The sequence below is a fragment of the Streptomyces seoulensis genome (genome assembly GCF_022846655.1).
GTDB lineage: Bacteria > Actinomycetota > Actinomycetes > Streptomycetales > Streptomycetaceae > Streptomyces.
In genome coordinates, this window is sequence record NZ_AP025667.1 from 4,946,684 (window position 1) to 4,968,617 (window position 21,934).

18 protein-coding genes are annotated in these 21,934 nt (G+C 72.2%); 4 read left to right on the forward strand and 14 right to left on the reverse strand.

The features are described from left to right. Positions 1-71: 71 nt before the first annotated feature. The 3 genes from HEK131_RS22775 to HEK131_RS22785 all read right to left on the reverse strand — a co-directional run bounded on the left by HEK131_RS22775 (position 72) and on the right by HEK131_RS22785 (position 4,502). Positions 72-851, reverse strand: coding sequence for a GNAT family N-acetyltransferase (locus tag HEK131_RS22775; protein ID WP_432215668.1), 780 nt, complete (start codon positions 849-851; stop codon positions 72-74). 19 nt (positions 852-870) lie between these two features. Continuing rightward, positions 871-2,814, reverse strand: coding sequence for an IucA/IucC family protein (locus tag HEK131_RS22780; RefSeq protein WP_244336837.1), 1,944 nt, complete (start codon positions 2,812-2,814; stop codon positions 871-873). Positions 2,815-3,062: 248 nt separating this feature from the next. After that, complete coding sequence (locus HEK131_RS22785; protein WP_244336838.1) at positions 3,063-4,502, reverse strand: diaminobutyrate--2-oxoglutarate transaminase family protein; 1,440 nt, start codon at positions 4,500-4,502, stop codon at positions 3,063-3,065. Positions 4,503-4,787: 285 nt separating this feature from the next. Between HEK131_RS22785 and HEK131_RS22790 the strand changes: the two genes are divergently transcribed. Further along, positions 4,788-6,005, forward strand: a complete 1,218-nt coding sequence (locus tag HEK131_RS22790; protein WP_217460772.1) for a trypsin-like serine peptidase — start codon at positions 4,788-4,790, stop codon at positions 6,003-6,005. Between the two features lie 82 nt (positions 6,006-6,087). Here HEK131_RS22790 and hflX read toward each other — a convergent pair whose 3' ends face one another. From hflX to miaA, 6 genes are all read right to left on the reverse strand, one after another. Then, the gene (gene hflX / locus HEK131_RS22795) at positions 6,088-7,581 is read right to left on the reverse strand and encodes a GTPase HflX (RefSeq protein WP_217460771.1); all 1,494 of its coding nucleotides are present in this window, start codon (positions 7,579-7,581) and stop codon (positions 6,088-6,090) included. A 221-nt stretch (positions 7,582-7,802) separates the two neighbouring features. After that, the gene (locus HEK131_RS22800; protein ID WP_244336839.1) at positions 7,803-9,314 is read right to left on the reverse strand and encodes a M1 family metallopeptidase; all 1,512 of its coding nucleotides are present in this window, start codon (positions 9,312-9,314) and stop codon (positions 7,803-7,805) included. Positions 9,315-9,413: 99 nt separating this feature from the next. After that, on the reverse strand, positions 9,414-11,540 hold the full coding sequence (locus HEK131_RS22805; protein ID WP_244336840.1) for a RelA/SpoT family protein: 2,127 nt from the start codon (positions 11,538-11,540) through the stop codon (positions 9,414-9,416). 284 nt (positions 11,541-11,824) lie between these two features. After that, positions 11,825-12,715: a diaminopimelate epimerase gene (gene dapF / locus HEK131_RS22810; protein ID WP_244336841.1), complete on the reverse strand. Its 891-nt coding sequence runs from the start codon at positions 12,713-12,715 to the stop codon at positions 11,825-11,827. 44 nt (positions 12,716-12,759) lie between these two features. Then, positions 12,760-13,260, reverse strand: coding sequence for a hypothetical protein (locus HEK131_RS22815; protein ID WP_217460767.1), 501 nt, complete (start codon positions 13,258-13,260; stop codon positions 12,760-12,762). A 107-nt stretch (positions 13,261-13,367) separates the two neighbouring features. Then, on the reverse strand, positions 13,368-14,306 hold the full coding sequence (gene miaA, locus HEK131_RS22820; RefSeq protein WP_244336842.1) for a tRNA (adenosine(37)-N6)-dimethylallyltransferase MiaA: 939 nt from the start codon (positions 14,304-14,306) through the stop codon (positions 13,368-13,370). 182 nt (positions 14,307-14,488) lie between these two features. Here miaA and HEK131_RS22825 point away from each other — a divergent pair, with 182 nt between their 5' ends. After that, positions 14,489-14,743, forward strand: coding sequence for an antitoxin (locus tag HEK131_RS22825; RefSeq protein ID WP_217460765.1), 255 nt, complete (start codon positions 14,489-14,491; stop codon positions 14,741-14,743). Here HEK131_RS22825 and HEK131_RS22830 read toward each other — a convergent pair. The 3 genes from HEK131_RS22830 to HEK131_RS22840 form a co-directional block, all read right to left on the reverse strand. Continuing rightward, complete coding sequence (locus tag HEK131_RS22830; RefSeq protein WP_244336843.1) at positions 14,740-15,447, reverse strand: class III extradiol dioxygenase subunit B-like domain-containing protein; 708 nt, start codon at positions 15,445-15,447, stop codon at positions 14,740-14,742. The two genes, HEK131_RS22825 and HEK131_RS22830, sit on opposite strands and share 4 nt — an antisense overlap. Positions 15,448-15,530: 83 nt before the next feature. Beyond that, entirely contained in the window at positions 15,531-17,057 is a 1,527-nt protein-coding gene (miaB, locus tag HEK131_RS22835) for a tRNA (N6-isopentenyl adenosine(37)-C2)-methylthiotransferase MiaB (protein ID WP_244336844.1), read from the reverse strand. Between the two features lie 76 nt (positions 17,058-17,133). Then, positions 17,134-17,538, reverse strand: coding sequence for a MazG nucleotide pyrophosphohydrolase domain-containing protein (locus HEK131_RS22840; protein ID WP_217460762.1), 405 nt, complete (start codon positions 17,536-17,538; stop codon positions 17,134-17,136). A gap of 121 nt (positions 17,539-17,659) precedes the next feature. Here HEK131_RS22840 and HEK131_RS22845 point away from each other — a divergent pair, with 121 nt between their 5' ends. Further along, complete coding sequence (locus tag HEK131_RS22845) at positions 17,660-18,676, forward strand: TAXI family TRAP transporter solute-binding subunit (RefSeq protein ID WP_244336845.1); 1,017 nt, start codon at positions 17,660-17,662, stop codon at positions 18,674-18,676. Here the strand turns inward: HEK131_RS22845 and HEK131_RS22850 are convergent. Together HEK131_RS22850 and HEK131_RS22855 are read right to left on the reverse strand one after the other, a co-directional pair. Beyond that, complete coding sequence (locus HEK131_RS22850) at positions 18,655-20,088, reverse strand: sensor histidine kinase (RefSeq protein ID WP_244336846.1); 1,434 nt, start codon at positions 20,086-20,088, stop codon at positions 18,655-18,657. The two genes, HEK131_RS22845 and HEK131_RS22850, sit on opposite strands and share 22 nt — an antisense overlap. Before the next feature lie 9 nt (positions 20,089-20,097). Next, a complete protein-coding gene (locus HEK131_RS22855) occupies positions 20,098-20,787 on the reverse strand; it encodes a response regulator transcription factor (RefSeq protein WP_217460759.1) in 690 nt (229 codons plus the stop codon). A gap of 292 nt (positions 20,788-21,079) precedes the next feature. Between HEK131_RS22855 and HEK131_RS22860 the strand changes: the two genes are divergently transcribed. Beyond that, positions 21,080-21,856, forward strand: coding sequence for an amino acid ABC transporter ATP-binding protein (locus tag HEK131_RS22860; protein WP_217460758.1), 777 nt, complete (start codon positions 21,080-21,082; stop codon positions 21,854-21,856). Positions 21,857-21,934 lie beyond the last annotated feature (78 nt).

Sequence of the window (21,934 nt, forward strand, 5' to 3'; positions counted from 1 at the left end):
TTTTTTCCGCGAAGGCGGGAACTCGACGGAACAGCCGTACGTACAACAGGTGAGCGCCCGGTCACGTGGTGCTACGAGAATTCGCGCCGGACCCGGTCCCGGATCATGAGGGCGGCCCGCTTGCCGGGCAGGCCGACCTCCGCCGAGCACCGGAACCCGGCATTGAGGAAAGCTGTCACCGAGGGGGTGTTGCGCATGTCAGGTTCCGCGACGACGCGTGTACAGGCGCTGCGGCGTTCCATGATCAGCTCGGCCACGGCCGCGAGCAGGGCGGAGCCGAGCCCCCGCCCCCGGTGCGCTGCCTCCCCGACGAGCAGGTGGATACCCGTGTCGTGCGGGCGCGCCTGGTAGACGCGGGCCAGCGGGTCGAGGTCCGCCCGGTAGATCTCCCAGTAGCTCAGTGCGGTGCCGTCGAGCATGCCCAGGCAGGGCACGCTGCGTCCGTCGCCGTCGAGTTGAGCCCGCAGATGGCGCTCGGTGCGGTCCTGGGGCCCGGCGAGTTCCCAGAACGCGGCGACCGTGGGGTCGTTCATCCACCCCTGGAGAAGGGGGAGATCGCGGTCGATGTTCACCGGGACGAGCTCGAAGACGCCCACCGGTGTGGCGGTCGGGCCCCAGGTGTGGACGCCGTCCAGCAGGTCGGTCTCCCGCGGTGGGGCCTGGCCGGGCAACTCCGCCCGGAGCGCGGTGAATTCCGCGGGCAGTCGCAGGTTCAGCGTCTCTTCGCCGTCCCCGAGGAGTGCGCTCGCACCAGGGTCCGCGCCGGCTCGCGGGTCCGGGCCGTCGGGGGCGACCGGGACGGGAAGGGCTTCGGCGCCGGTGTCGGTGAGGGACACGCGCGCTCCTCTCATGGGGCGGACGGGAACGGGTTCAGGAGTGGAGGGGGTTGGCGATGGTCACGTAGACGGACTGGGTGTCGACGGGTCCGACGAGTTCGTCCAGGCCGTGCAGCCGGGTCAGCAGGTTGGCCTTGCAGCGCAGTACGGGTGAGTCGAGCAGGTTTCCCGGCAGGGAGCTGCGCAGGGCGGCGGGTCCGGAGGCGGCGGTGGTGAGGAAGCGGCGGAACGCGGCGAGGAGGAGGTGTTCGTCGGCAAGGCGCTGGGAGCCGAAGGCGCCGATGAGGCCGAACACGTTGTTGACGGCGAGGTAGTAGGCGAAGCGTTCGTCGGTGACCTCGTCGGAGACGAAGGTGTCGCTGCGCTCGCCGATGCCGGGCAGCCGGGCGTCGAGTTCGGCCCGGCGGGACTCGCGGAAGTAGTAGCCCTGGTTGTCGCGGTAGCGGCCGCCCGCAGGCCAGCCGTCCTGGTCGAGACGGAGCAGGGTGTTCTGCTGATGCGCTTCCAGGGCGATGCCCGCCTCACCGTCGAGCCACAGGACGGGCCGGACGACGTGTTCGAGGTAGCGCAGGAACCACTCGGCGGCGACGGCGCCCACCGGTCGGCCGGTGCGGGCGGCGAGCCGCGCGACGAGCTGGGCCAGGCGGGAGCGCAGGAACCTGGGGTCCGCCGTCGAGCCCGGCCCGAAGGCCGGGCGGGGTGAGACGAGTCCGGCGACGCAGCCGACGTCCTCGGCGGGCGCGAACGGGTTGTGCCTGATCATCACGTCGAGGCCGGGCACGGGCAGTCCGTCCGTGCCGTCCACGGCGAGCCAGGCGGGGTCGCGGACGATGTCGAAGCCGGGGTGGGCCGCCTGCCACCGCTTCGCCAGTCCGGTGCGCAGCAGGCGGTGCACCTCGACGCCCCGGTGGAGTTCCTTGCGGAGGTTCTCCCGGCGGGAGTTGGTGATGCGCAGTCCGAGCGACAGCTTGAGCATCGCCGGGGAGCCCGAGCGGTGGACGGTTCGCACGGAGGAGGTGGGGTGCCACGGTGTGCCGAGGGGGCCGAGGTCGCGCAGGAGACCGGAGTCCAGCAGGGCGGCCACCGGTGCGCGGTGCCGGGCGTCGCGGGCCTGCCAGGGGTGCAGGGGAAGGGCTCCGTATCCCTCGGGCAAGGGAAGGGGGGTTCCGGCGAGTCGCCGCGTGAGTTGGTCGGCGGGGACCGGACGGCCGCGCTCGGTCCAGGCCGAGTCGGAGGCGAGCAGGGCGGGGGCGACGGCCATCCAGTGCAGCGGGAAGGAGCCGCGCGCTTCCGGCGCGTACTGCCGGGCTTCGGCCTCGGTGAGTCCTTCGCGGCCCTTAGGGGTGGGGTGCAGGGGGTGACCGAGGAGCAGGGCCTGTTCGGCGCTGAGGAAGAGGTCCGCTCCGTCCTCGGGGTGGGTGCGGCGGTCGCGCAGGAAGGAGGCGGTGTGGCGCTGTGAGTCGGCGACGCGGGCGACGAGGTCGGCGCCGTCCGCCGCGGCGGTGCCGTGCGGTTCGGCGGTGGCTGCCCGGCCGGGGCCGGTTCCGGGGGTCTCACGGGTGAGCAGGGCGGCGAGGGTGACGGCGTCGACGGAGGGGGCGTGCTCGGGGGCGCTCGCGAGCCGGGGCGGGCCGAAGCGGTGCCAGCCGGTCGGGGACCAGTGCCGGACGGGGGTGATGAGAGCGGTGCCGCTGGCGGGCAGCGGGATGTGCAGGACGCCGCTGGCCGGGGAGGCGAGGCCGGTCTCCCGCACCCAGCAGCGCAGGAGGTTCTCCACGGCCGCCGCCTGGGCCGCGATGTGCGGGTCGGGCGCCTCCAGCGGGTCGGCGTCGGGCTCGCCCGGCCGTCCGGCGCCCGGTGTGCGCCGCTTCTGGTGCGGCACCGCGTCGGCCAGCGGCACGGGGGCGCCGTGGGCGCCGGGGTCCGCCGGTTCGTCGGGGGTCTCGGAACGGCCGTCGGGTGCGGGGGTGGCGTTCATGACGGTTCCTCGGGGGTGATGCGGGTGCGGGGTCGGTCGCGGAGGGTTCCGCGTGGCGGAGGAGAGGTGGGGCGGTGACGGGAGCCGGGTGTGCGGGCGCGCACCGGACGGGTGTCCGGGCGCGGTGGGGCCGCCCCGACGGAGGTGTGGCGAGGGTGCGGGGTGACGGCCGTCGGGGTGGGCTCGTCGGAGTCCGCCGACGCGCGCGGATGGTGTGCGTCGGCAGTGGGGCGGCCCGGCCGGGGTGGCTAGCCCGTGCGCTCGGCGGGGCAGTCCGGGTGGTGGTCGCGATTCGCGGCCGTCACCGCGTCGGCGAGCCGGTCCAGTACGGCCGACGCCTGCTCGTCGCTGATGGTCAGCGGGGGGAGAAGCCGTACGACACTGTTGTGGCGGCCACCGAGTTCCACGATCAGGCCCCGGTCGAGGCACTCGCGCTGGACGGCCGCGGCGAGTTCGGGGTCGGCGGGGTGGGGCACCGTCGCGGAGTCCCAGTGGTCCGTACCGGAGCCGCGGGCCTCGGGCACGGCCCCGCCCGTCGGTGCGCCTTCCGGGTTCACCATCTCCACCCCGATCATCAGGCCGCGCCCCCGCACGTCTCCTACGCAGGCGAAGTCGTCCTGCAGTTGGCGGAGTTGGTTCAGCATGCGGGTGCCGAGGGTGGCGGCCCGTCCGGCGAGGCCGTTCTCGCGCACATAGGCGAGGGTCGCGGTGCCCGCGGCCATGGCGAGCTGGTTGCCCCGGAAGGTGCCCGCGTGGGCGCCGGGCGGCCAGACGTCGAGTTCCTCGCGGTAGACGACGACGGCCAGCGGGAGGCTGCCGCCGATGGCCTTGGACAACACCATCACGTCGGGGGTGATCCCGCAGTGGTCGACGGCCCAGAAGGCGCCGGTGCGGCCGACGCCGGTCTGGACCTCGTCGGCGATCAGCGGGATGGACCGCTCCGCGGTCAGCCGCCGCATCCGCCGCATCCACTCGTCCGGCGCCGGGATCACACCGCCCTCGCCCTGGACGGGTTCGAGGATCATCCCGGCCGGCTTGAGCACGCCCGACTTGGGGTCGTCGAGGACGGACTCGGTCCAGCGGGCGGCGAGTTCGGCGCCGCGCGGGCCGCCGACGCCGAAGGGGCAGCGGTAGTCCTGCGGGTAGGGCAGGCGGCCGACCTGGAGGTCGGGGGCGCCGCCGGAGGCGGCCAGGGCACCCGCGGTCATGCCGTGGTAGGCGCCGGTGAAGGCGAGGATGCCGCTGCGTCCCGTCGCGGCCCGGACCAGCTTGAGGGCGGCCTCGACGGCGTCGGTCCCGGCCGGGCCGCAGAACTGCACCCGGGCCCGGTCGGCGAACCCGGCCGGCAGGGTGCGGAACAGCTCGGTGATGAAGGCGTCCTTGACCGGGGTCGCCAGGTCCAGCACGGAGAGGGGCGCGCCGGAGTCGAGGACCGTGCGGATGGCTTCCAGCACGACGGGGTGGTTGTGGCCGAGGGCCAGCGCTCCGGCGCCGGAGAGGCAGTCCAGGTAACGACGGCCGTCCGCGCCCTCGATGGTGAGGCCACGCGCCCGCACGGGCACGATCGGCAGGGCTCGGGCGTAGGTACGCGCGGCGGACTCGTGCGCCGACTGGCGCCTGAGAATCCCCTCGTGCACGGCCGGAGTTCCCCGGTGGGTGCTGTCGGCCTCCGACTCGGTCACGGCCACGGCTCGCTGTCCTCCCGCTGTCCAGAGGCGAGTTGCTCGTCGGGGACGGGCGCAGGCAGCGGTCCCCCACGGCTACCAACAGCCGTCCGGCCGCCTGGTTACGGGTTGCGTCAAGATCCTTGCCGTGACGTAACTGTTGCGGTCCCGTCAGATGTCCCCTACGACGAGCGCATAGTGTGTGGTCCCGTTCCCGGCAGCCCTGGAACCTGCCCCGACTCGGAGCGAGTTGGGCGCCGGTACCGGGCCGAAGCGCCAAGTTCCGTCACAACAGGGAGAGTCACCACCATGCGATCCATACGGCCGTCGTCCACCGCTCGCCGAGGAAGGGGTGCGCCCCGCCGGGCCTCCCGCGTGCTGGCGGCCGTCACCCTCGCCTCGGCGCTGGCGCTGACCGCCACCGCCTGCGGCGGGGACGACGACGCCGGCGGCGATCCGTCCGCGGCCGCGCGGGGCTCCGACGGGAAGGTCCGGGTCCCGCAGGACCTTCAGGACAAGCTCCGGCAGCACGGCATGGACATGGACAAGTGGAAGGACGGCGCCTGGAAGAACTGGGACCGGGACGACTGGCTGCGCGAGGCCAACGACTTCATCAACCCGATCATCAACGGTCTGTGGGACAAGGACCGGATGCGGGGCGCCGACGACCCGGCCAAGCGGGTCGGCGACGACGACCTCTCCGGCGACCAGGGCGTGACGGACCCGACGCCGCAGCCGGTGCAGGCCAAGGCGGTCAGGCCGCCGTACCACACCAACGCGGCCACCTCGGGCAAGGTGTTCTTCGACTCCCCCAAGGGCACGATGGTCTGCTCGGCCACGGTCGTCGAGGACCCGGCGCACCCGGGCAAGTCCAACCTGATCTGGACGGCCGGCCACTGCGTGCACGCGGGCAAGAAGGGCGGCTGGTACCGCAACATCGCCTTCGCGCCGTCGTACAACAACCAGAGCCTGTCCTCCTCGGAGATGGAGGGCGCCTCCCGCGAGAAGGTCGCGCCCTACGGTGTCTGGTGGGCGGACGCCGCCAAGACCTCGCAGCAGTGGATCGACGGGGGCGGCGAGACGGGCGGCAACGGTGCCCCGTACGACTTCGCGGTGATCCATGTGACGCCGGAGCAGGGCAACGGGGGCAAGTCGCTGGAGGAGACGGTCGGCGGAGCGCTGCCGGTGGACTTCGCCGCTCCCGCCGCGACCGAGGTGAGCACGATCACCGCGACGGGCTACCCGGCGGCGGAGCCGTACAACGGCCAGTTGCTGTACCAGTGCCAGGACAAGCCGGGCCGGCTGTCGGTCACCAAGGCGGACCCGACGATGTACCGCATCGGCTGCACCATGACCGGCGGTTCCTCCGGCGGCGGCTGGGTGGAGCAGGGCGCGGACGGCGAGCCCACGCTGGTCTCCAACACCTCGATCGGCCCCGCCTCCTCGGGCTGGCTGGCCGGTCCCCGGCTCGGTGAGGTGGCCAAGGGCGTGTACGACTCGGTGAGCGCGAAGTTCGCGGGCCGGTAGTCGCCCCGCACGCATGACGAAGGCCCGCCGCCCCCTCTCGCAAGGGGACGGCGGGCCTCTTCGTGCTCCGGTGGACCGCCGGTCAGGCGGAGGCGGCCGGCGTGTACGGGGCCAGGTCGGCCGCCAGCTCCGCGTGCACCCGGACCTTGATCAGGGTGCCGTCGGCGGTGTGCTCCTCGGAGAGCACCTCGCCCTCGGTGTGGGCGCGGGCGACGAGCTTGCCCTGCGTGTACGGCACGAGCGCCTCGACCTCGACCGAGGGACGGGGCAGCTCGTCGTCGATCAGGGTGAGCAGCTCCTCCAGACCCCGACCGGTGCGTGCCGAGACGGCGATGGACCGCTTCTCGACCCGCAGCAGCCGCTGGAGGACCAGCGGGTCGGCCGCGTCCGCCTTGTTGATCACGACGATCTCGGGTACGCCGGTCGCGCCGACCTCCCGGATCACCTCACGCACGGCGGCGAGCTGCTCCTCCGGGACCGGGTGCGATCCGTCCACCACGTGCAGGATGAGGTCGGAGTCGGCGACCTCCTCCATGGTGGAGCGGAACGCCTCGACCAGATGGTGCGGCAGGTGCCGTACGAAGCCGACGGTGTCGGCCAGGGTGTACAGCCGGCCGCTCGGGGTCTCCGCGCGGCGGACGGTCGGGTCGAGGGTGGCGAACAGGGCGTTCTCCACCAGGACCCCCGCGCCCGTGAGGCGGTTGAGCAGGGAGGACTTGCCCGCGTTGGTGTAACCGGCGATGGCGACGGAGGGCACCTTGTTGCGGCGGCGCTCCTGGCGCTTGATCTCGCGGCCGGTCTTCATCTCCGCGATCTCCCGGCGCATCTTCGCCATCTTCTCGCGGATACGGCGCCGGTCCGTCTCGATCTTGGTCTCACCGGGACCACGCGTGGCCAGGCCACCGCGACCGCCACCCATCTGCCGGGACAGCGACTGACCCCAGCCGCGCAGCCTCGGCAGCATGTACTGCATCTGCGCGAGCGCGACCTGCGCCTTGCCCTCCCGGGACTTGGCGTGCTGGGCGAAGATGTCGAGGATCAGGGCCGTACGGTCGATGACCTTGACCTTGACGACGTCCTCGAGCTGGATGAGCTGGCCGGGGCTCAGCTCACCGTCGCAGATGACGGTGTCCGCGCCGGTCTCCATCACCACGTCGCGCAGCTCCAGGGCCTTGCCGGAGCCGATGTAGGTGGCCGCGTCGGGCTTGTCGCGGCGCTGGATCACGCCGTCGAGCACGAGGGCGCCCGCCGTCTCCGCGAGGGCGGCCAGCTCCGCGAGGGAGTTGTCCGCGTCCTGGGCGGTGCCGGTGGTCCACACCCCGACGAGCACGACCCGCTCCAGGCGGAGCTGGCGGTACTCGACCTCGGTGACGTCCTCCAGCTCGGTGGACAGCCCCGCCACACGGCGCAGGGCCGCGCGCTCGGAGCGGTCGAACTGGTCGCCGTCACGCTCGCCGTCCATGTCGTGCTTCCAGGCGACGTCCTCTTCCATCAGGGCATCGGCCCGAAGACCTTCGGGGTAAGCGTGCGCGAGGCGCTTGGCGTCCTGTGAAGGGGAAGAAGAGGAGGAGGTCATTGGATCCTTAACGTCGAGGGGAGGACCGGTCCGACGGTCGTACGACCTTCAGTCGGCGAGGGACCGGTGTGCATCAGGGACAACGCGCGGGTGTCCCGAGAGATTCCCGTGCGCCGCGCCGCGCCGACCGGAAGATGTTCGCACGGCGCGGACCACCGCGTCATCGTGTTATCCGCCGTGGCGCCGGGCCGTCCGGCACCAGGGCGAGGGGCACCGGAGGGTCAGCTCTTCCGCTCGGCCGAGTCCGAGGGCGCCGGAGGCGGGACCTGCTTCCAGTCGGGGTGGCCGGGCATGGCCGGGGTCTTCTCGGCGTACAGCCAGTCCTGGAAGAAGCCGGTCAGATCGCGGCCGCCGATGGCGGAGGCGAGGCGGACGAAGTCGGCGGTGCCGACGCTGGTGTCCCGGTTCTCCTGGACCCACACCTTCTCCAGCCGCTCGAAGGCGGCGTCGCCGATCTCCTGGCGCAGCGCGAACAGCACCAGCGCCGCCCCGTCGTAGATGTTGGGGCGGAAGATGCCGATCTTCTGGCCGGGGGCGGGCGGCTTGGGCCTGGCGGGCGGTCCCCCGGCGGCACGCCAGCGGTCGGAGGCACCGTAGGCGGCCTTCATGCGGGCCTCCAGGGGCCGGTCCGCCTTCTCCTCGGCGTAGAGGGCCTCGTACCAGGTGGCGTGTCCCTCGTTCAGCCAGACGTCGGACCAGGTGCGGGGGCTGACGCTGTCGCCGAACCACTGGTGGGACAGCTCGTGGACCATGACCGACTCGATGTACCACTTGGGGTAGGCGGGCTCGGTGAAGATGTCCTTCTCGAACAGCGACAGGGTCTGGGTCTCCAGCTCGAAACCGGTGCTGGCCTGCGCCATCAGCACGCCGTAGGTCTCGAACGGGTAGGGGCCGATCTTCTTCTCCATCCAGGAGATCTGGTCCGGCGTCTTCGCGAGCCAGGGCTCCAGCTCCTGCTTGTCGGCCGCGGGCACCACGTCGCGCAGCGGCAGCCCGTGCGGGCCCTCGCGGTGGACGACGGCGGAGCGGCCGATGGACACCTGGGCGAGTTCGGTGGCCATGGGGTGCTGGGAGCGGTAGCTCCAGGTGGTGGAGTCGCCGGCCTTCACCGCGCCGGTCGGCAGCCCGTTGGCGACGGCCGTGTAGCCGTTCGGGGCGGTGACGTGGAAGGTGAACATCGCCTTGTCGGAGGGGTGGTCGTTGCACGGGAAGACCAGGTGCGCGGCGTCGGCCTGGTTGGCCATGGCGAGGCCGTCGGTGGTCCGCACCCAGCCGCCGTCCTGATCCTCGGCGGCGATGGGGTCGCTGGTGTGCCGGACGGTGATCCGGGTCAGGCTGCCCAGCGGCAGCGCGTGGTCCGGGGTGACGACGAGGTCCTCACCGGCACCGGTGAAGTCGGCCTCGCGGCCGTCGACCTCGACGGACTCGACGGTGCCGTGCGCGAAGTCGAGGTTGATCCGCTTCAGGGAGCTGGTGATCCGGGCCTCGATGGTGGTGACGGCACGGAGCGGCTTGTCGTTGCTGCCGGGGTAGGTGAAGGCCAGGTCGTACGCGGCCACGTCGTAGCCGGGGTTGCCCAGGTCCGGGAAGATCCGGTCGCCGACGCCCAGCGGTTCGGCGGGGGCTCCGGCGGCGACGAGGCAGACCGTGACGGCCGAGGCGAGCAGGGCCGCCTTCGGGCGCCGGAGGAACCGGCGTGCGGGGTGGGGGCGCGTGGGGCGAGTGAGCAGCATGCCCCACCGCTACCAGCGCGCCGCCGTCCGGCGGCGACGGCGCGCGTCGGACCCACCCGATCGGGTCGGTCCGGCGGGGTCTTCCGCGCTTTCCGTCGGTCAGGCGGCGGGCGCCTGGGCACGGCTCACGTCGTACACGCCCGGCACGTCGCGCATCGCGCGCATCAGGGTGGGCAGTTCGCCGGCGTCGGGGAGCTGGAGGGTGTAGGTGTGGCGGACGCGCTGCTGGTTGGGTGACTCCACGGTGGCGGAGACGATCTCGGCGCCCTCCTGGGCGATCGCCTCGGTGAGGTCGGCCAGCAGATGCGGACGGCTGAACGATTCGGCGACCAGGGTGACCCGGCACGCGGTGGTGTCTCCCCAGCGCACGGCGATCTCCGCGCGCCCCCGGTTCTTCATGTCGGCGACCATGGAGCACTCCACCCGGTGCACGGTCACCGCTCCCCCACGCACGGCGAAGCCGACGATGCCGTCGGGCGGCACGGGCGTACAGCATCCGGCGAGCCGCACCGGGCCGCCCGGCTCGTCCAGCAGGACGTCGGCGCCCCTGGGGCGCGCGGCCGGGGCGCTGCTGGTGGGACGCGTCCCGCCGGGTCCGTCGGCGGCGTCCGGGGAGCGGCCGTCGGCGCCGGGGTGGGCCGCCAGCCAGCGCTGGATGGCGATGCGCGCGGCCGGGGTGTGGGCGTGGTCCAGCCACTCGCGGGAGGGCTCGGAGGCCGGGTCCTGCCCCATGAGCAACTGGACGGTGTCGCCGTCGCGCAGGACGGTGCTGAGGGTGGCCAGGCGGCCGTTGACGCGGGCGCCGATGCAGGCGTGGGCGTCCTCCCCGTACTGCGCGTAGGCGGCGTCCACGCAGGTGGCGCCCTCGGGGAGGCCCAGGGTGCCGCCGTCGGGACGGACGACGGTGATCTCGCGGTCCTGGGCGAGGTCGTCGCGCAGGGTGGACCAGAAGGTGTCGGGGTCGGAGGCACCCTGCTGCCAGTCCAGCAGGCGGGAGAGCCAGCCGGGGCGGGTGGGGTCGGCGCGTTCGCCGTCGAGGCTCGCGGTCTGCTCCTCGGCGGGCGGCGTGTAGGGGTTGCCGAGGGCGATCACGCCGGCCTCGGCGGCCTGGTGCATGTGGTGGGTGCGGATGAGGACTTCGACGACCTGGCCGTCCGGGCGGGCCACGGCGGTGTGCAGCGACTGGTAGAGGTTGAACTTCGGTACGGCGATGAAGTCCTTGAACTCCGAGACGACCGGCGTCAGACAGGTGTGCAGTTCACCGAGGACGGCGTAGCAGTCCGCGTCCTCGTTCACGAGCACCAGCAGGCGGCCGAAGTCGGTGCCGCGCAGCGGACCGCGTTTGCGGGAGACACGGTGGACGGAGACGAAGTGGCGGGGCCGGATGAGCACTTCGGCCGGGATGTCGGCCTCGCGCAGCACGGCGCGCACCTCGTCGGCGACCTCGGCCAGGGGGTCCTCGCGGGCGGCGTTCTCGGCGATGAGTTCGCTGGTGCGGGCGTATTCCTCGGGGTGGAGGATGGCGAAGACGAGGTCTTCCAGCTCGGTCTTCAGGGCCTGCACACCGAGTCGTTCGGCGAGCGGGATGAGGACGTCGCGGGTGACCTTGGCGATCCGCGCCTGCTTCTCGGGGCGCATCACGCCGAGGGTGCGCATGTTGTGCAGGCGGTCGGCGAGTTTGATCGACATCACGCGTACGTCGTTGCCGGTGGCGACGAGCATCTTGCGGAAGGTCTCCGGCTCGGCGGCGGCGCCGTAGTCGACCTTCTCCAGCTTGGTCACGCCGTCGACGAGATAACGGACCTCCTCCCCGAACTCCTCGCGGACCTGGTCGAGCGTCACCTCGGTGTCCTCGACCGTGTCATGGAGGAGGGAGGCGGTCAGGGTGGTGGTCTCGGCGCCCAGTTCGGCGAGGATCAGGGTGACCGCGAGGGGGTGGGTGATGTACGGCTCGCCGCTCTTGCGCATCTGGCCCCGGTGGGAGGACTCGGCGAGGAGGTAGGCGCGGCGCAGGGGGTCGAGGTCGGCGTCGGGGTGGTGGGCGCGGTGGGCCTCGGCCACGTGCCCGATGGCGTCGGGCAGTCTGCTCCGCACTGCGGGGCCGAGCAGCGCGGCCCGGCCGAGCCTGCGCAGGTCGATCCGCGGCCGGGACTTCCTGCGGGCCACCGTGGGCGCCGTGGGCGCTACCGGGCCTGGGCTCGCAGGGTTCGTGGCCTCCGCACTCATGGGCACCTCCGGCTCGTGGACCGGCGGACGGGGCCCGAAGGGCATACGCGACTCAGGGTTGGCGACGTTCCCCCGTCCGTGCCGGTGCTTGATGCTACCGAGCCCATCACGTGCGACCGACCGCCTCTCGGCCAGCGTGAAACGGATCACCCATTCGAGCGACGACGGGGAGGTTTAGAGTTTGCGCCACGTGCCCTCCAGTCGTCAGCGGTTTCGAAGTGCCTTGCTGTCGGAGAACCGCTGGTCCCCGGCTTCCGGAGCCGCCAGGGAGCGGTACGTCCAGGTCAGCGGGGTGCGTTTTCCAGCCACTCGGGGGCGATCTCGCCCTCGGCGACGATCACGGCGGGGCCCGTCATCTCGATCTCCCCGTCCGGCCGCTCGGTGATGACCAGCCGGCCGCCGGGCACGTCAACGACGTAGGTCGCCGGGGTGCCGGTGACGGCCGGGTCGGCGTCGTCGCGCCGGGCGGCGGCCACGGCGACGGCGCACGCGCCGGTGCCGCACGAACGGGTCTCGCCGGAACCCCGCTCGTGCACGCGCATCGCGACGTGCCCGGGGGCCCGGTCGACGACGAACTCCACGTTGACACCGTCCGGGTAGGCCCCCTCCGGGCCGACCGGCGGCGCGGTGTAGAGGTCACCGGCGTGATCGAGGTCGTCCACGAAGGCGACGGCGTGCGGGTTGCCCATGTTCACGTTCCGCGCGGGCCATTCGCGTGCGCCGACCCTGACCGTGACCTCACCCTCGGGCAGGCGGGCCCGGCCCATGCCCACGGTGACGTCTCCGGCGCCGGAACCGTCCTCGGAGGTCTTGGCGATGTGGACCCGCTTCACGCCCCCGCGCGTGGCGATGGTGAGGTCACCTTCGCCCACATGTCCGGCGTGCTGGAGGTAGCGCGCGAACACACGCACTCCGTTGCCGCACATCTCGGCGATCGAGCCGTCGCCGTTGCGGTAGTCCATGAACCACTCGGCTTCGGCGGCCATGTCACGGGCCTCGGGATGCGCCGCGGAGCGCACCACGTGCAGGACACCGTCGCCGCCGATGCCGGCACGGCGGTCGCAGAGGGCGGCCACGGCGGCGGGCGTCAGATCGATGGCGTTCTCGGGGTCGGGCACGATCACGAAGTCGTTCTCGGTGCCGTGTCCCTTGAGGAATGCGATCCGCGTGCTCATCCCTCGATCGTACGGGGTGGCCGCCACGGCGTCCGGGGACGGCCCTAGCGGAGCCGGGCGACCCGCCACACGGCGAGGACGGCGACGACGCCCACGAGCAGGGCGTAGGTGAGCACGACGCGCCAGTCGGCACGGCGGCCGGAGCCGCGCGGGGGAAGGCCCGGCCAGGTGTAGCCGACGCGGCGGGCGGCCATCATGCCCCAGCCGGCGGCGCAGGAGCAGATCAGCAGGCCCAGCATGGCGATGACCGCGCCGCTGTCGCCGAAGTCGAAGGCGAGCGGGAAGGCGAACATCAGCGAGCCGAGGGCGGCCAGGCCCACGATGGGCGCGAGCTGCCAGATGCGCAGCCGCCGCTGGGGACGCAGTTCGACCTCGACCTCGGGTCCGCCCGCGAACATCTCCTCGGGGGTCGGTCCGTCGGCGGTGACCACGACCGGGAGGTCGTCCGGACCGTCGTCGGTCAGACGGTCCTCGACGCCGGGCTCGTCACTGTCGGTGGTGATGTGCTCGGTGCCTGCTGCGGTGTCACGAGGGCTGGCCTCCATCGCCACGCGCCCTCCCAACTAGGACTTCACTGGTCGATCGAAGCTCGATGATGGCACGGCGCCGGAGGCCGGGTTGACCGGTGGCGCATCCCGATGCCAGGACGTGATCAGGCTGTGACCGGTCGTTCGACCAACGCCAGCGCCAGCCCCGGAAGTTCCCCGCGGTCCGCCACGGCCCCGCTGAGCCAGTGCACCCTGGGGTCCCGCCGGAACCAGGTGTCCTGGCGGCGCGCGAAGCGCTTGGTGGAGCGCACGGTCTCCGCGCGCGCCTCCTCCTCGGTGCACTCCCCGGCGAGGGCGTTGAGCACCTGCTGATAGCCGAGCGCGCGGGCGGCGGTACGCCCCTCGCGCAGGCCCTGGGCCTCCAGCGCGCGCACCTCGTCGACGAGCCCGGCCTCCCACATGCGGTCGACGCGGCGCGCGATGCGCTCGTCGAGCTCGGGACGGGCGACGTCGACGCCGATCTGGAGGGTGTCGTAGACCGAGTCGTGACCGGGGAGGTTGGCCGTGAAGGGCCTGCCGGTGATCTCGATGACCTCCAGGGCGCGGACGATGCGGCGCCCGTTGCTGGGCAGGATGGCGCGGCCCGCGTCGGGGTCGGCGGCGGCCAGCCGGGCGTGCAGGGCGCCGGGGCCGCGCAGGGCCAACTCGTCCTCCAGGCGGGCCCGGACCTCGGGGTCGGTGCCGGGGAACTCCAGGTTGTCGACGGCGCCGCGCACGTACAGTCCGGAGCCGCCGACCAGGATCGGCCAGCGGCCCTCGGAGAGCAGGGCGTCGATGCGGGCGCGGGCCAGCTTCTGGTACTCGGCGACGGAGGCGGCGACCGTCACGTCCCAGATGTCCAGCAGGTGGTGCGGGACGCCGCCGCGCTCCTCGGGGGTGAGCTTGGCGGTGCCGATGTCCATCCCCCGGTAGAGCTGCATCGAGTCGGCGTTGATGACCTCGCCGCCGAGCTGCTGGGCCAGGAAGACGCCGAGGTCGGACTTTCCGGCCGCGGTGGGGCCGACGACGGCGATGACACGGGGGGCGGGGGATGCACTGCTCACCGCACCAGTCTCGCAAACGTTCCGGTGCCGTCGGCGGCCGACGGGGAATGCCGGGCCCTCGGGCGGGCAAGGGTGACGGGTGGGGTCCAGGTGAGCGCGTGGTGTGACGCCTCCCGAGGAGGGGTAGCGTCCCTCCCGAGTGCCGCAATCAGGCGCATTTGGGTTGTTCCGGAAGGTGGATCATGGGTCTGTTCGACAATGTGAAGGCCGCGCTCGGCCCGGCCAAGGACAAGGTGACGGACCTGGCCCGGCAGCACGGCGACAAGGTGCAGGGCGGCATCGACAAGGCCGCTCAGGTGGTCGACGAGCGGACCAAGGGCAAGTACACCGACAAGATCCACGCCGGTACGGACAAGGCGAAGGAAGCGGTGGACCGCCTCGGCCAGGAGGGCCACAAGCCCGGCGAGGGCGGCCCGCAGACCCCGCCGAAGAGCTAGCTCCAGGCGGCGACCAGGTAGCCGACTCCGTACGGCGCCTCGTCGTACAGCAGGGTGCCGTCGAGGCCCGCGCCCTCGGCCGCCCCGGCGAGGACCTGCCAGGGGGCGCGGCCGGATGCCTGGAGTTCGCGGGCGAGCCCGGCGTCGAGTGCGGCGAGGGCGCCGAGATCCGCGGCGCCAAGGGCGCGTGCGGCCTCGGTGTCGAAGGGGGCCGCGCGTTCGTCGAGGTAGCCGGGGGCCTTGAGCGTGCGGCAGGCGCTGCCGTCGCCCATCACCAGCAGGGCCACCCGGTCGCTCCCGCCGCCGATCTCCGCGCCGAGTCCGGCGCACCGCTCGGCCGCGAGTGCCATGTCCACGGCCACTCCCTCGACCGGGACCTGCGCCCAGCCGCTCCGCTTCAGCAGCCACGCGGCGACGGCCAGCGAGACGGGCAGCTCGGGGCCGGGTGCGGTCCGGGCGGCGGGGCCGAGCGTCACGTCGGCATCGACGCCGAAGCCCCGGAAGGAACCCGGCGCACCCTGCGGGTGTCGGCCGCCGCGCTCGGCGGGGCCGACGACCACCAGGCGGTCGGGGCGGGCGGCGGCGAGCACGCCGAGGGCGTCCGCGCAGGCGGCTCGGGCGGCGTCCAGTTCGGGCGCGGCACCCGCGGCGACCTCGGGGACGAGCAGCGGGGGGCAGGGGCAGACGGCGGCTGCGACAAGCATGATCGGCAGCGTAACCCGCCTCACCCGCGCCCGCGCACGTCGTGGGCCGCGGGTGAGGCGCGGGACGGGTCGGTCGCAGCCGGTCATTCGCAGCCGCAGCCGCCGGTGGCGGCCGGCAGGGGCGCGGGGACACCGATCTTCGGCAGGCCGAGCATGACGCCGGCCTTCTCGGTGGTCTCGGCGGCGTTGCGCTTCTCCCAGGCGTCACCGGCGCGCGTGCGGCGCACGGCGAGGGTCGGGCCCTCGGCGAGCAAGTGGTGCGGGGCGGCGTAGGTCACCTCGACGGTGACCACGTCGCCGGGGCGCACCTCCTCGTCCGGCTTGGTGAAGTGGACCAAGCGGTTGTCGGGGGCGCGGCCGGACAGGCGGTGGGTGGCGCCGTCCTTGCGGCCCTCGCCCTCGGCGACCATCAGCTCCAGGGTGCGGCCGACCTGCTTCTTGTTCTCCTCCCAGGAGATCTCCTCCTGGAGGGCGACGAGGCGCTCGTAGCGCGCCTGCACGACCTCCTTGGGGATCTGGTCGTCCATGGTCGCGGCCGGGGTGCCGGGACGCTTGGAGTACTGGAAGGTGAATGCCTGGGCGAACCGGGCCTCGCGGACCACGTGCATGGTCTGCTCGAAGTCCTCCTCGGTCTCGCCGGGGAAGCCCACGATGATGTCGGTGGTGATGGCCGCGTGCGGGATGGCGGCGCGGACCTTCTCGATGATGCCGAGGTAGCGCTCCTGCCGGTACGAGCGGCGCATCGCCTTCAGGACGGTGTCCGAGCCGGACTGGAGCGGCATGTGCAACTGCGGCATCACGTTCGGCGTCTCGGCCATGGCGGCGATCACGTCGTCGGTGAAGTCGCGGGGGTGCGGGGAGGTGAAGCGGACCCGCTCCAGGCCCTCGATCTTTCCGCAGGCCCGCAGCAGCTTGCTGAACGCCTCGCGGTCGCCGATGTCGGAGCCGTAGGCGTTGACGTTCTGCCCGAGCAGGGTGATCTCGCTGACGCCCTCGGCGACCAGCGCCTCGATCTCGGCGAGGATGTCGCCGGTCCTGCGGTCCTTCTCCTTGCCGCGCAGCGCCGGGACGATGCAGAAGGTGCAGGTGTTGTTGCAGCCGACGGAGATCGACACCCAGGCCGCGTACGCGCTCTCGCGCCGGGTCGGCAGGGTGGAGGGGAACGCCTCCAGCGACTCGGCGATCTCGACCTGCGCCTCCTCCTGGACGCGGGCGCGCTCCAGCAGGACGGGCAGCTTGCCGATGTTGTGCGTACCGAAGACGACATCCACCCAGGGCGCCTTCTTGACGATGGTGTCCCGGTCCTTCTGCGCGAGACAGCCGCCGACCGCGATCTGCATGCCGGGCCGGGACACCTTCCGCGGTGCCAGACGGCCGAGGTTGCCGTAGAGACGGTTGTCGGCGTTCTCCCGGACCGCGCACGTGTTGAACACGACCACGTCGGCATCCCCGTCCGACCCCTCGGGCGCGCGCACGTACCCGGCGTCCTCGAGCAGGCCGGACAATCGCTCGGAGTCGTGGACGTTCATCTGGCACCCGTAGGTGCGCACTTCGTACGTCTTGGCTTCTCGAACGTCCACTGCCGGGCTCCGGTCGCTGCTGATGGTCATGGGTCAAGGGTAGGCGGTCCCCGGAGGCCCTCCGTCCCCGCTCCGGGCCGCCCGTGACCGGGGACACAGCGGGTCGTCAGGCCCCGGTGGGGGTCCAGCCCTGGCGGCGCAGGACGGCCGAGACGTCGGGGGCGCGGTAGTGGTCGCCCTTGAGGACCTTGCCGTCCTCGCGGCGGGCGATCTCGCCGTCCGGGCCGATCTTGCTCATGTTGGCGCGGTGGATCTCGGCGATCACCTCGTCGAGGTCGATGCCGTGGACCAGCGCGGTGCCGTAGGCCACGTACACCACGTCCGCCAGTTCCTGCGCGAGATGGTCGAGCGGGCCGGTGACCGACACCTCGGCCACCTCGGCGGCCTCCTCGGCGAGCAGTTCCCCTCGGTGCGCGGCCAGTTCGGCACCGATCTCGGTGGGTACGGTGCGGGCGTCGAGGCCGAAGGCGCGGTGGAACTCGCCGACGAGACGGGCGGGAGAAGTGCTCATGCGGCGACTCTAACGGCCACCTCGGACAGCCCCGGAAGTTGTCCACAGGCAGGCGGATGCCGGGCCGTCCGGTTGTCCACAGCCCTGGTCGCACCGCTTCCGGCCTGGCAGGATCGCCCGCATGTCCAAGGTGTTCCCGTTCGCCGAGATCTCCGCCCGCCTGCCCGGCCGGCGCCGCATGCTGTGGGCGTCGGGCGCGGGAGTCGTGGTGTTCGGCCTGCTGCTGTGGTGGCTGGTGCCGCTCGGCGAGAAGCCGCCGAGCGGGACGATCGTGTTCAGCACGGGCGGCACCCGCGGGGTGTACGAGGAGTACGGCCGCCGCCTGCGCAACGAGCTGGCGAAGGACATGCCCGGTCTGACGGTGAAGCTCACGAGCAGCGCCGGCTCGCAGGAGAACGTGCGGCGGGTGGCGACCGGGAAGGCGGACTTCGCCATCGCCGCGGCCGACGCGGTGGAGACGTACGAGCAGGCGCACCCCGCCGAGCACCGGCTGCGCGGGGTGGCCCGGCTCTACGACGACTATGTCCAGCTCATCGTGGCGCCCGGTTCCGACATCGACAGCGTGGCCGACCTCCGGCACAAGCGGGTCTCCACGGGACTGCCCAACTCCGGTGTGCGGTTGATAGCGAACGGCGTGCTGAAGGCCGCCGGGATCGACCCGGGCAAGGACATCGTCCCGGTCTCCGCGGGCATCGACACCGGTCCGGACATGCTGGCCGACCACGAGATCGACGCCTTCTTCTGGTCCGGCGGCCTGCCCACGGGCGGTCTCGCGGAGCTGGCGGACAAGTCGGGGTTCCGGTTCATACCGATAGGGGGAAAGCTCGTCTCCCGGTTGCACGCCGAGGGAGAGGCGGCGCGCTACTACCGGCCCACCAACATGCCCGAGTCCGCGTATCCGCTCGTGCAGGACGGCTCCACGGTGGCCACCATCGCGGTGTCCAACCTGCTGATGACCCGTGCCGACCTGGACCCGAGGCTCACGGAGTGGATGACCCGCATCGTGATCAAGAGCCGGGACGAGATAGGCAAGCATGTGCACTCCGCGCAGCGCGTGGATCTGCGCACCGCCATCTACACCGACCCGCTCCCCCTGCACACCGGCGCCCGGCGCTACTACCGCTCGGTCAAGCCCTGACGCGGTGCGGCGGCGGGGGCGTGCCGGGGCAGGGTGACCGTGACCCGTAGCCCCTCGGGGTCGTGGTGGCCGTAGGCGATGGAACAGTCCGTCGCGGCGAGCAGGGCACGGGTGATGGACAGGCCCAGACCTGAGCCCTTGATGTTCTGGTGGCGTCCGCTGCGCCAGAACCGGTCCCCCACGCGCGCGAGTTCGTCATCGGTCAGGCCCGGCCCGGTGTCGGTGACCTGGACCGTGGTGGTGTCGCCGCCCGCGAAGACGCCGACCTCCACCGTGCCGTGCTCGGGGGTGAACTTGACGGCGTTGTCGATCACCGCGTCCAGCGCGCTGGACAGGGTGATCGCGTCGGCCCAGGCGGTCGTGGGCGGGCAGTCGCCCACCAGTCGGACCCCCTTGGCCTCGGCGGTCGGCGTCCAGGCGGCGACCCGTTCCTCGGCCAGCGCGCCGATGTCGGTCAGCCGGGCCTCGGTCTCGGCGTGCTCGGCCAGCGCCAGGTCGAGCAGGTCGTCCAGCACCTGGGCGAGCCGTTTGCCCTCGGTGCGCACGGAGGCGATCTCCTCGTTGCCCTCGGGCAGTTCGAGGGAGAGCAGTTCGATACGCAGCAACAGAGCGGAGAGGGGGTTGCGCAGTTGATGGGAGGCGTCGGCGACGAACGCCCGCTGCTGCTCCAGCACGTCCTCGACGTTGTCCGCCATCTCGTTGAACGACTTCGCCAGCCGCCGGAGTTCGGGGGGACCACCGCCGACCGCGACGCGGGACTTCAGGCGTCCGGTGGCGATGTCGTGGGTGGTGGCGTCCAGGATGCGGACCGGCCGCAGCACCCAGCCGGTCAGCCGGAGGGCGGCGCCGACCGCGAGCAGCATGGCGGCGATCTCGCCGGCCGCGATCAGCGCCCAGCCGCGCAGCACCCTCCACCGCATCTGCTCGGTGGGCGAGTCGGTCACGACGACCGCGACCACGTCCCCGTCCCGGATGACGGGCGAGGCGACCACGAGCCGGGACCGCTGCCAGGGCCACACCTGGCCGGGGTCGTGGCTGCGGCGGCTGAGCAGCGCCTCCTCGAAGGCCGCCCGGACCACCCCCTGTTGCGGTACGAACCAGTCGCCGGGGGCGTTGACCATGGCGGAGCGGTCGCTGTAGAAGACACCGGCACGAATGTCGTAGACGTCGTGGTAGCTCTCCAGCTCCCGGTGGAGGGTCTGCAGGCGCTCGTCCGGGGCGGTGGAGCGGCTGCCGCTCGGGGTGTCGGTGACGAACTGGGCGAGCGCGGCGAAGCGTGCGGTGTCGTCGATGCGGTCCACGATGACGCCCTGCTGCTGTGCGGCGGCCACGCTGACGGCGAGCGGTACGCCGAGCGCGAGGAGCACGGCCGCCATCAGCACGATCAGCAGCGGCAGAAGCCGAGTGCGCACCCGGCCCCGCTATCCGGCCGGGGCGACGAGCCGGTAGCCGACGCCGCGCACGGTCTCGATCAGCGCGGGCATGCGCAGCTTGGCGCGCAGGGACGCCACATGCACTTCCAGCGTGCGCCCGGTGCCTTCCCAACTGGTGCGCCACACCTCGCTGATGATCTGCTCCCGCCGGAAGACGACACCGGGCCGCTGGGCGAGCAGCGCGAGCAGGTCGAACTCCTTGCGGGTCAGCGGAACGGTGGCCCCGGCCACGCTGACCTGCCGGGTGGGGAGCTCTATGCGGACCGTGCCGAGCAGCAGGGCGGCGCTGTCGTCGCCGGTCAGGGCGTCCTCGGGGACGGTACGGCGGCTGACGGCGTGTATCCGGGCGAGGAGTTCGCCGGTGTCGTAGGGCTTCACCACGTAGTCGTCGGCGCCCAGGTTGAGCCCGTGGATGCGGGAGCGGATGTCGGAGCGGGCGGTGACCATGATGACCGGCGTACCGGTGCGCTTGCGGATCTTCCCGCAGACCTCGTAGCCGTCCTGGTCGGGCAGGCCGAGGTCGAGCAGGATCACGCCGAAGCCGGGGCCCTCGGGGACGAGCGCCTGGAGCGCCTCCTCGCCGCTGCGGGCGTGGGTCACGTCGAAGCCGTGCCGTGCGAGGACGGCGGAGAGGGCCGCGGCGACGTGGTTGTCGTCCTCGACGAGCAGAAGTCTCATTCCGGCCCCCTTCGGTTCAGCGGTCGTACGGTCCGGGTTCTTCTCCGGCGCGTACCGATGGTGCGCGCGTGTGCACCATGCAGTGACGCCGATGAAGGACGACGCCGTCAAGAGCGTTCCGGTTGCCCATGACTTCCGTTATCCGGCCGATACGCACACAGAAGGCAAGAGCTACGACACGTGTCCGATTGCTATCGGATCGTGATGCTCAGATTCACCTCAGATGTGGTGACGCTGGCGGGGGGTCGTCACTACTGTCCTCCGAAACCGAGGAGGACGGAGCCTGAGAGCGATGACCGAAGTAGCGGTGGCCAAGGAAGACGTGGCCGCGTCCGACGACCTGGTCGTCCTGAAGAGCGTCAACAAGCACTTCGGCGCGTTGCATGTGCTCCAGGAGATCGACCTGACGATCGGCCGCGGTGAGGTCGTCGTGGTCATCGGGCCGTCCGGGTCCGGCAAGTCGACCCTGTGCCGCACCATCAACCGCCTGGAGACGATCGACTCCGGCAGCATCACCATCGACGGCAAGCCGCTGCCCCAGGAGGGCAAGGCGCTGGCCCGGCTGCGGGCGGACGTCGGGATGGTGTTCCAGTCCTTCAACCTCTTCGCGCACAAGACCGTGCTCGAGAACGTGATGCTGGGCCAGCTCAAGGTCCGCAAGACGGACAAGAAGAAGGCCGAGGAGCAGGCGCGTGCCCTGCTCGACCGGGTGGGCGTCGGCAGCCAGGCCGACAAGTACCCGGCGCAGTTGTCGGGCGGTCAGCAGCAGCGCGTGGCCATCGCGCGGGCGCTGGCGATGGGCCCGAAGGTGATGCTCTTCGACGAGCCGACCTCGGCCCTGGACCCCGAGATGATCAACGAGGTCCTGGAGGTCATGCAGCAGCTCGCCCGCGAGGGCATGACGATGGTCGTCGTCACCCACGAGATGGGCTTCGCGCGCTCGGCCGCGAACCGCGTGGTCTTCATGGCGGACGGCCGGATCATCGAAGAGGCCGCACCCGAGCAGTTCTTCAGCAATCCGCGCAGCGACCGGGCCAAGGACTTCCTGTCCAAGATCCTGCACCACTGAGCCGCGGGCCGGGCTCCCGCACCGTCCGAGCCGTCCGGGTGACCGGGCGGCCCGGAGTCGTCGGTGCGGCGGCCCGTG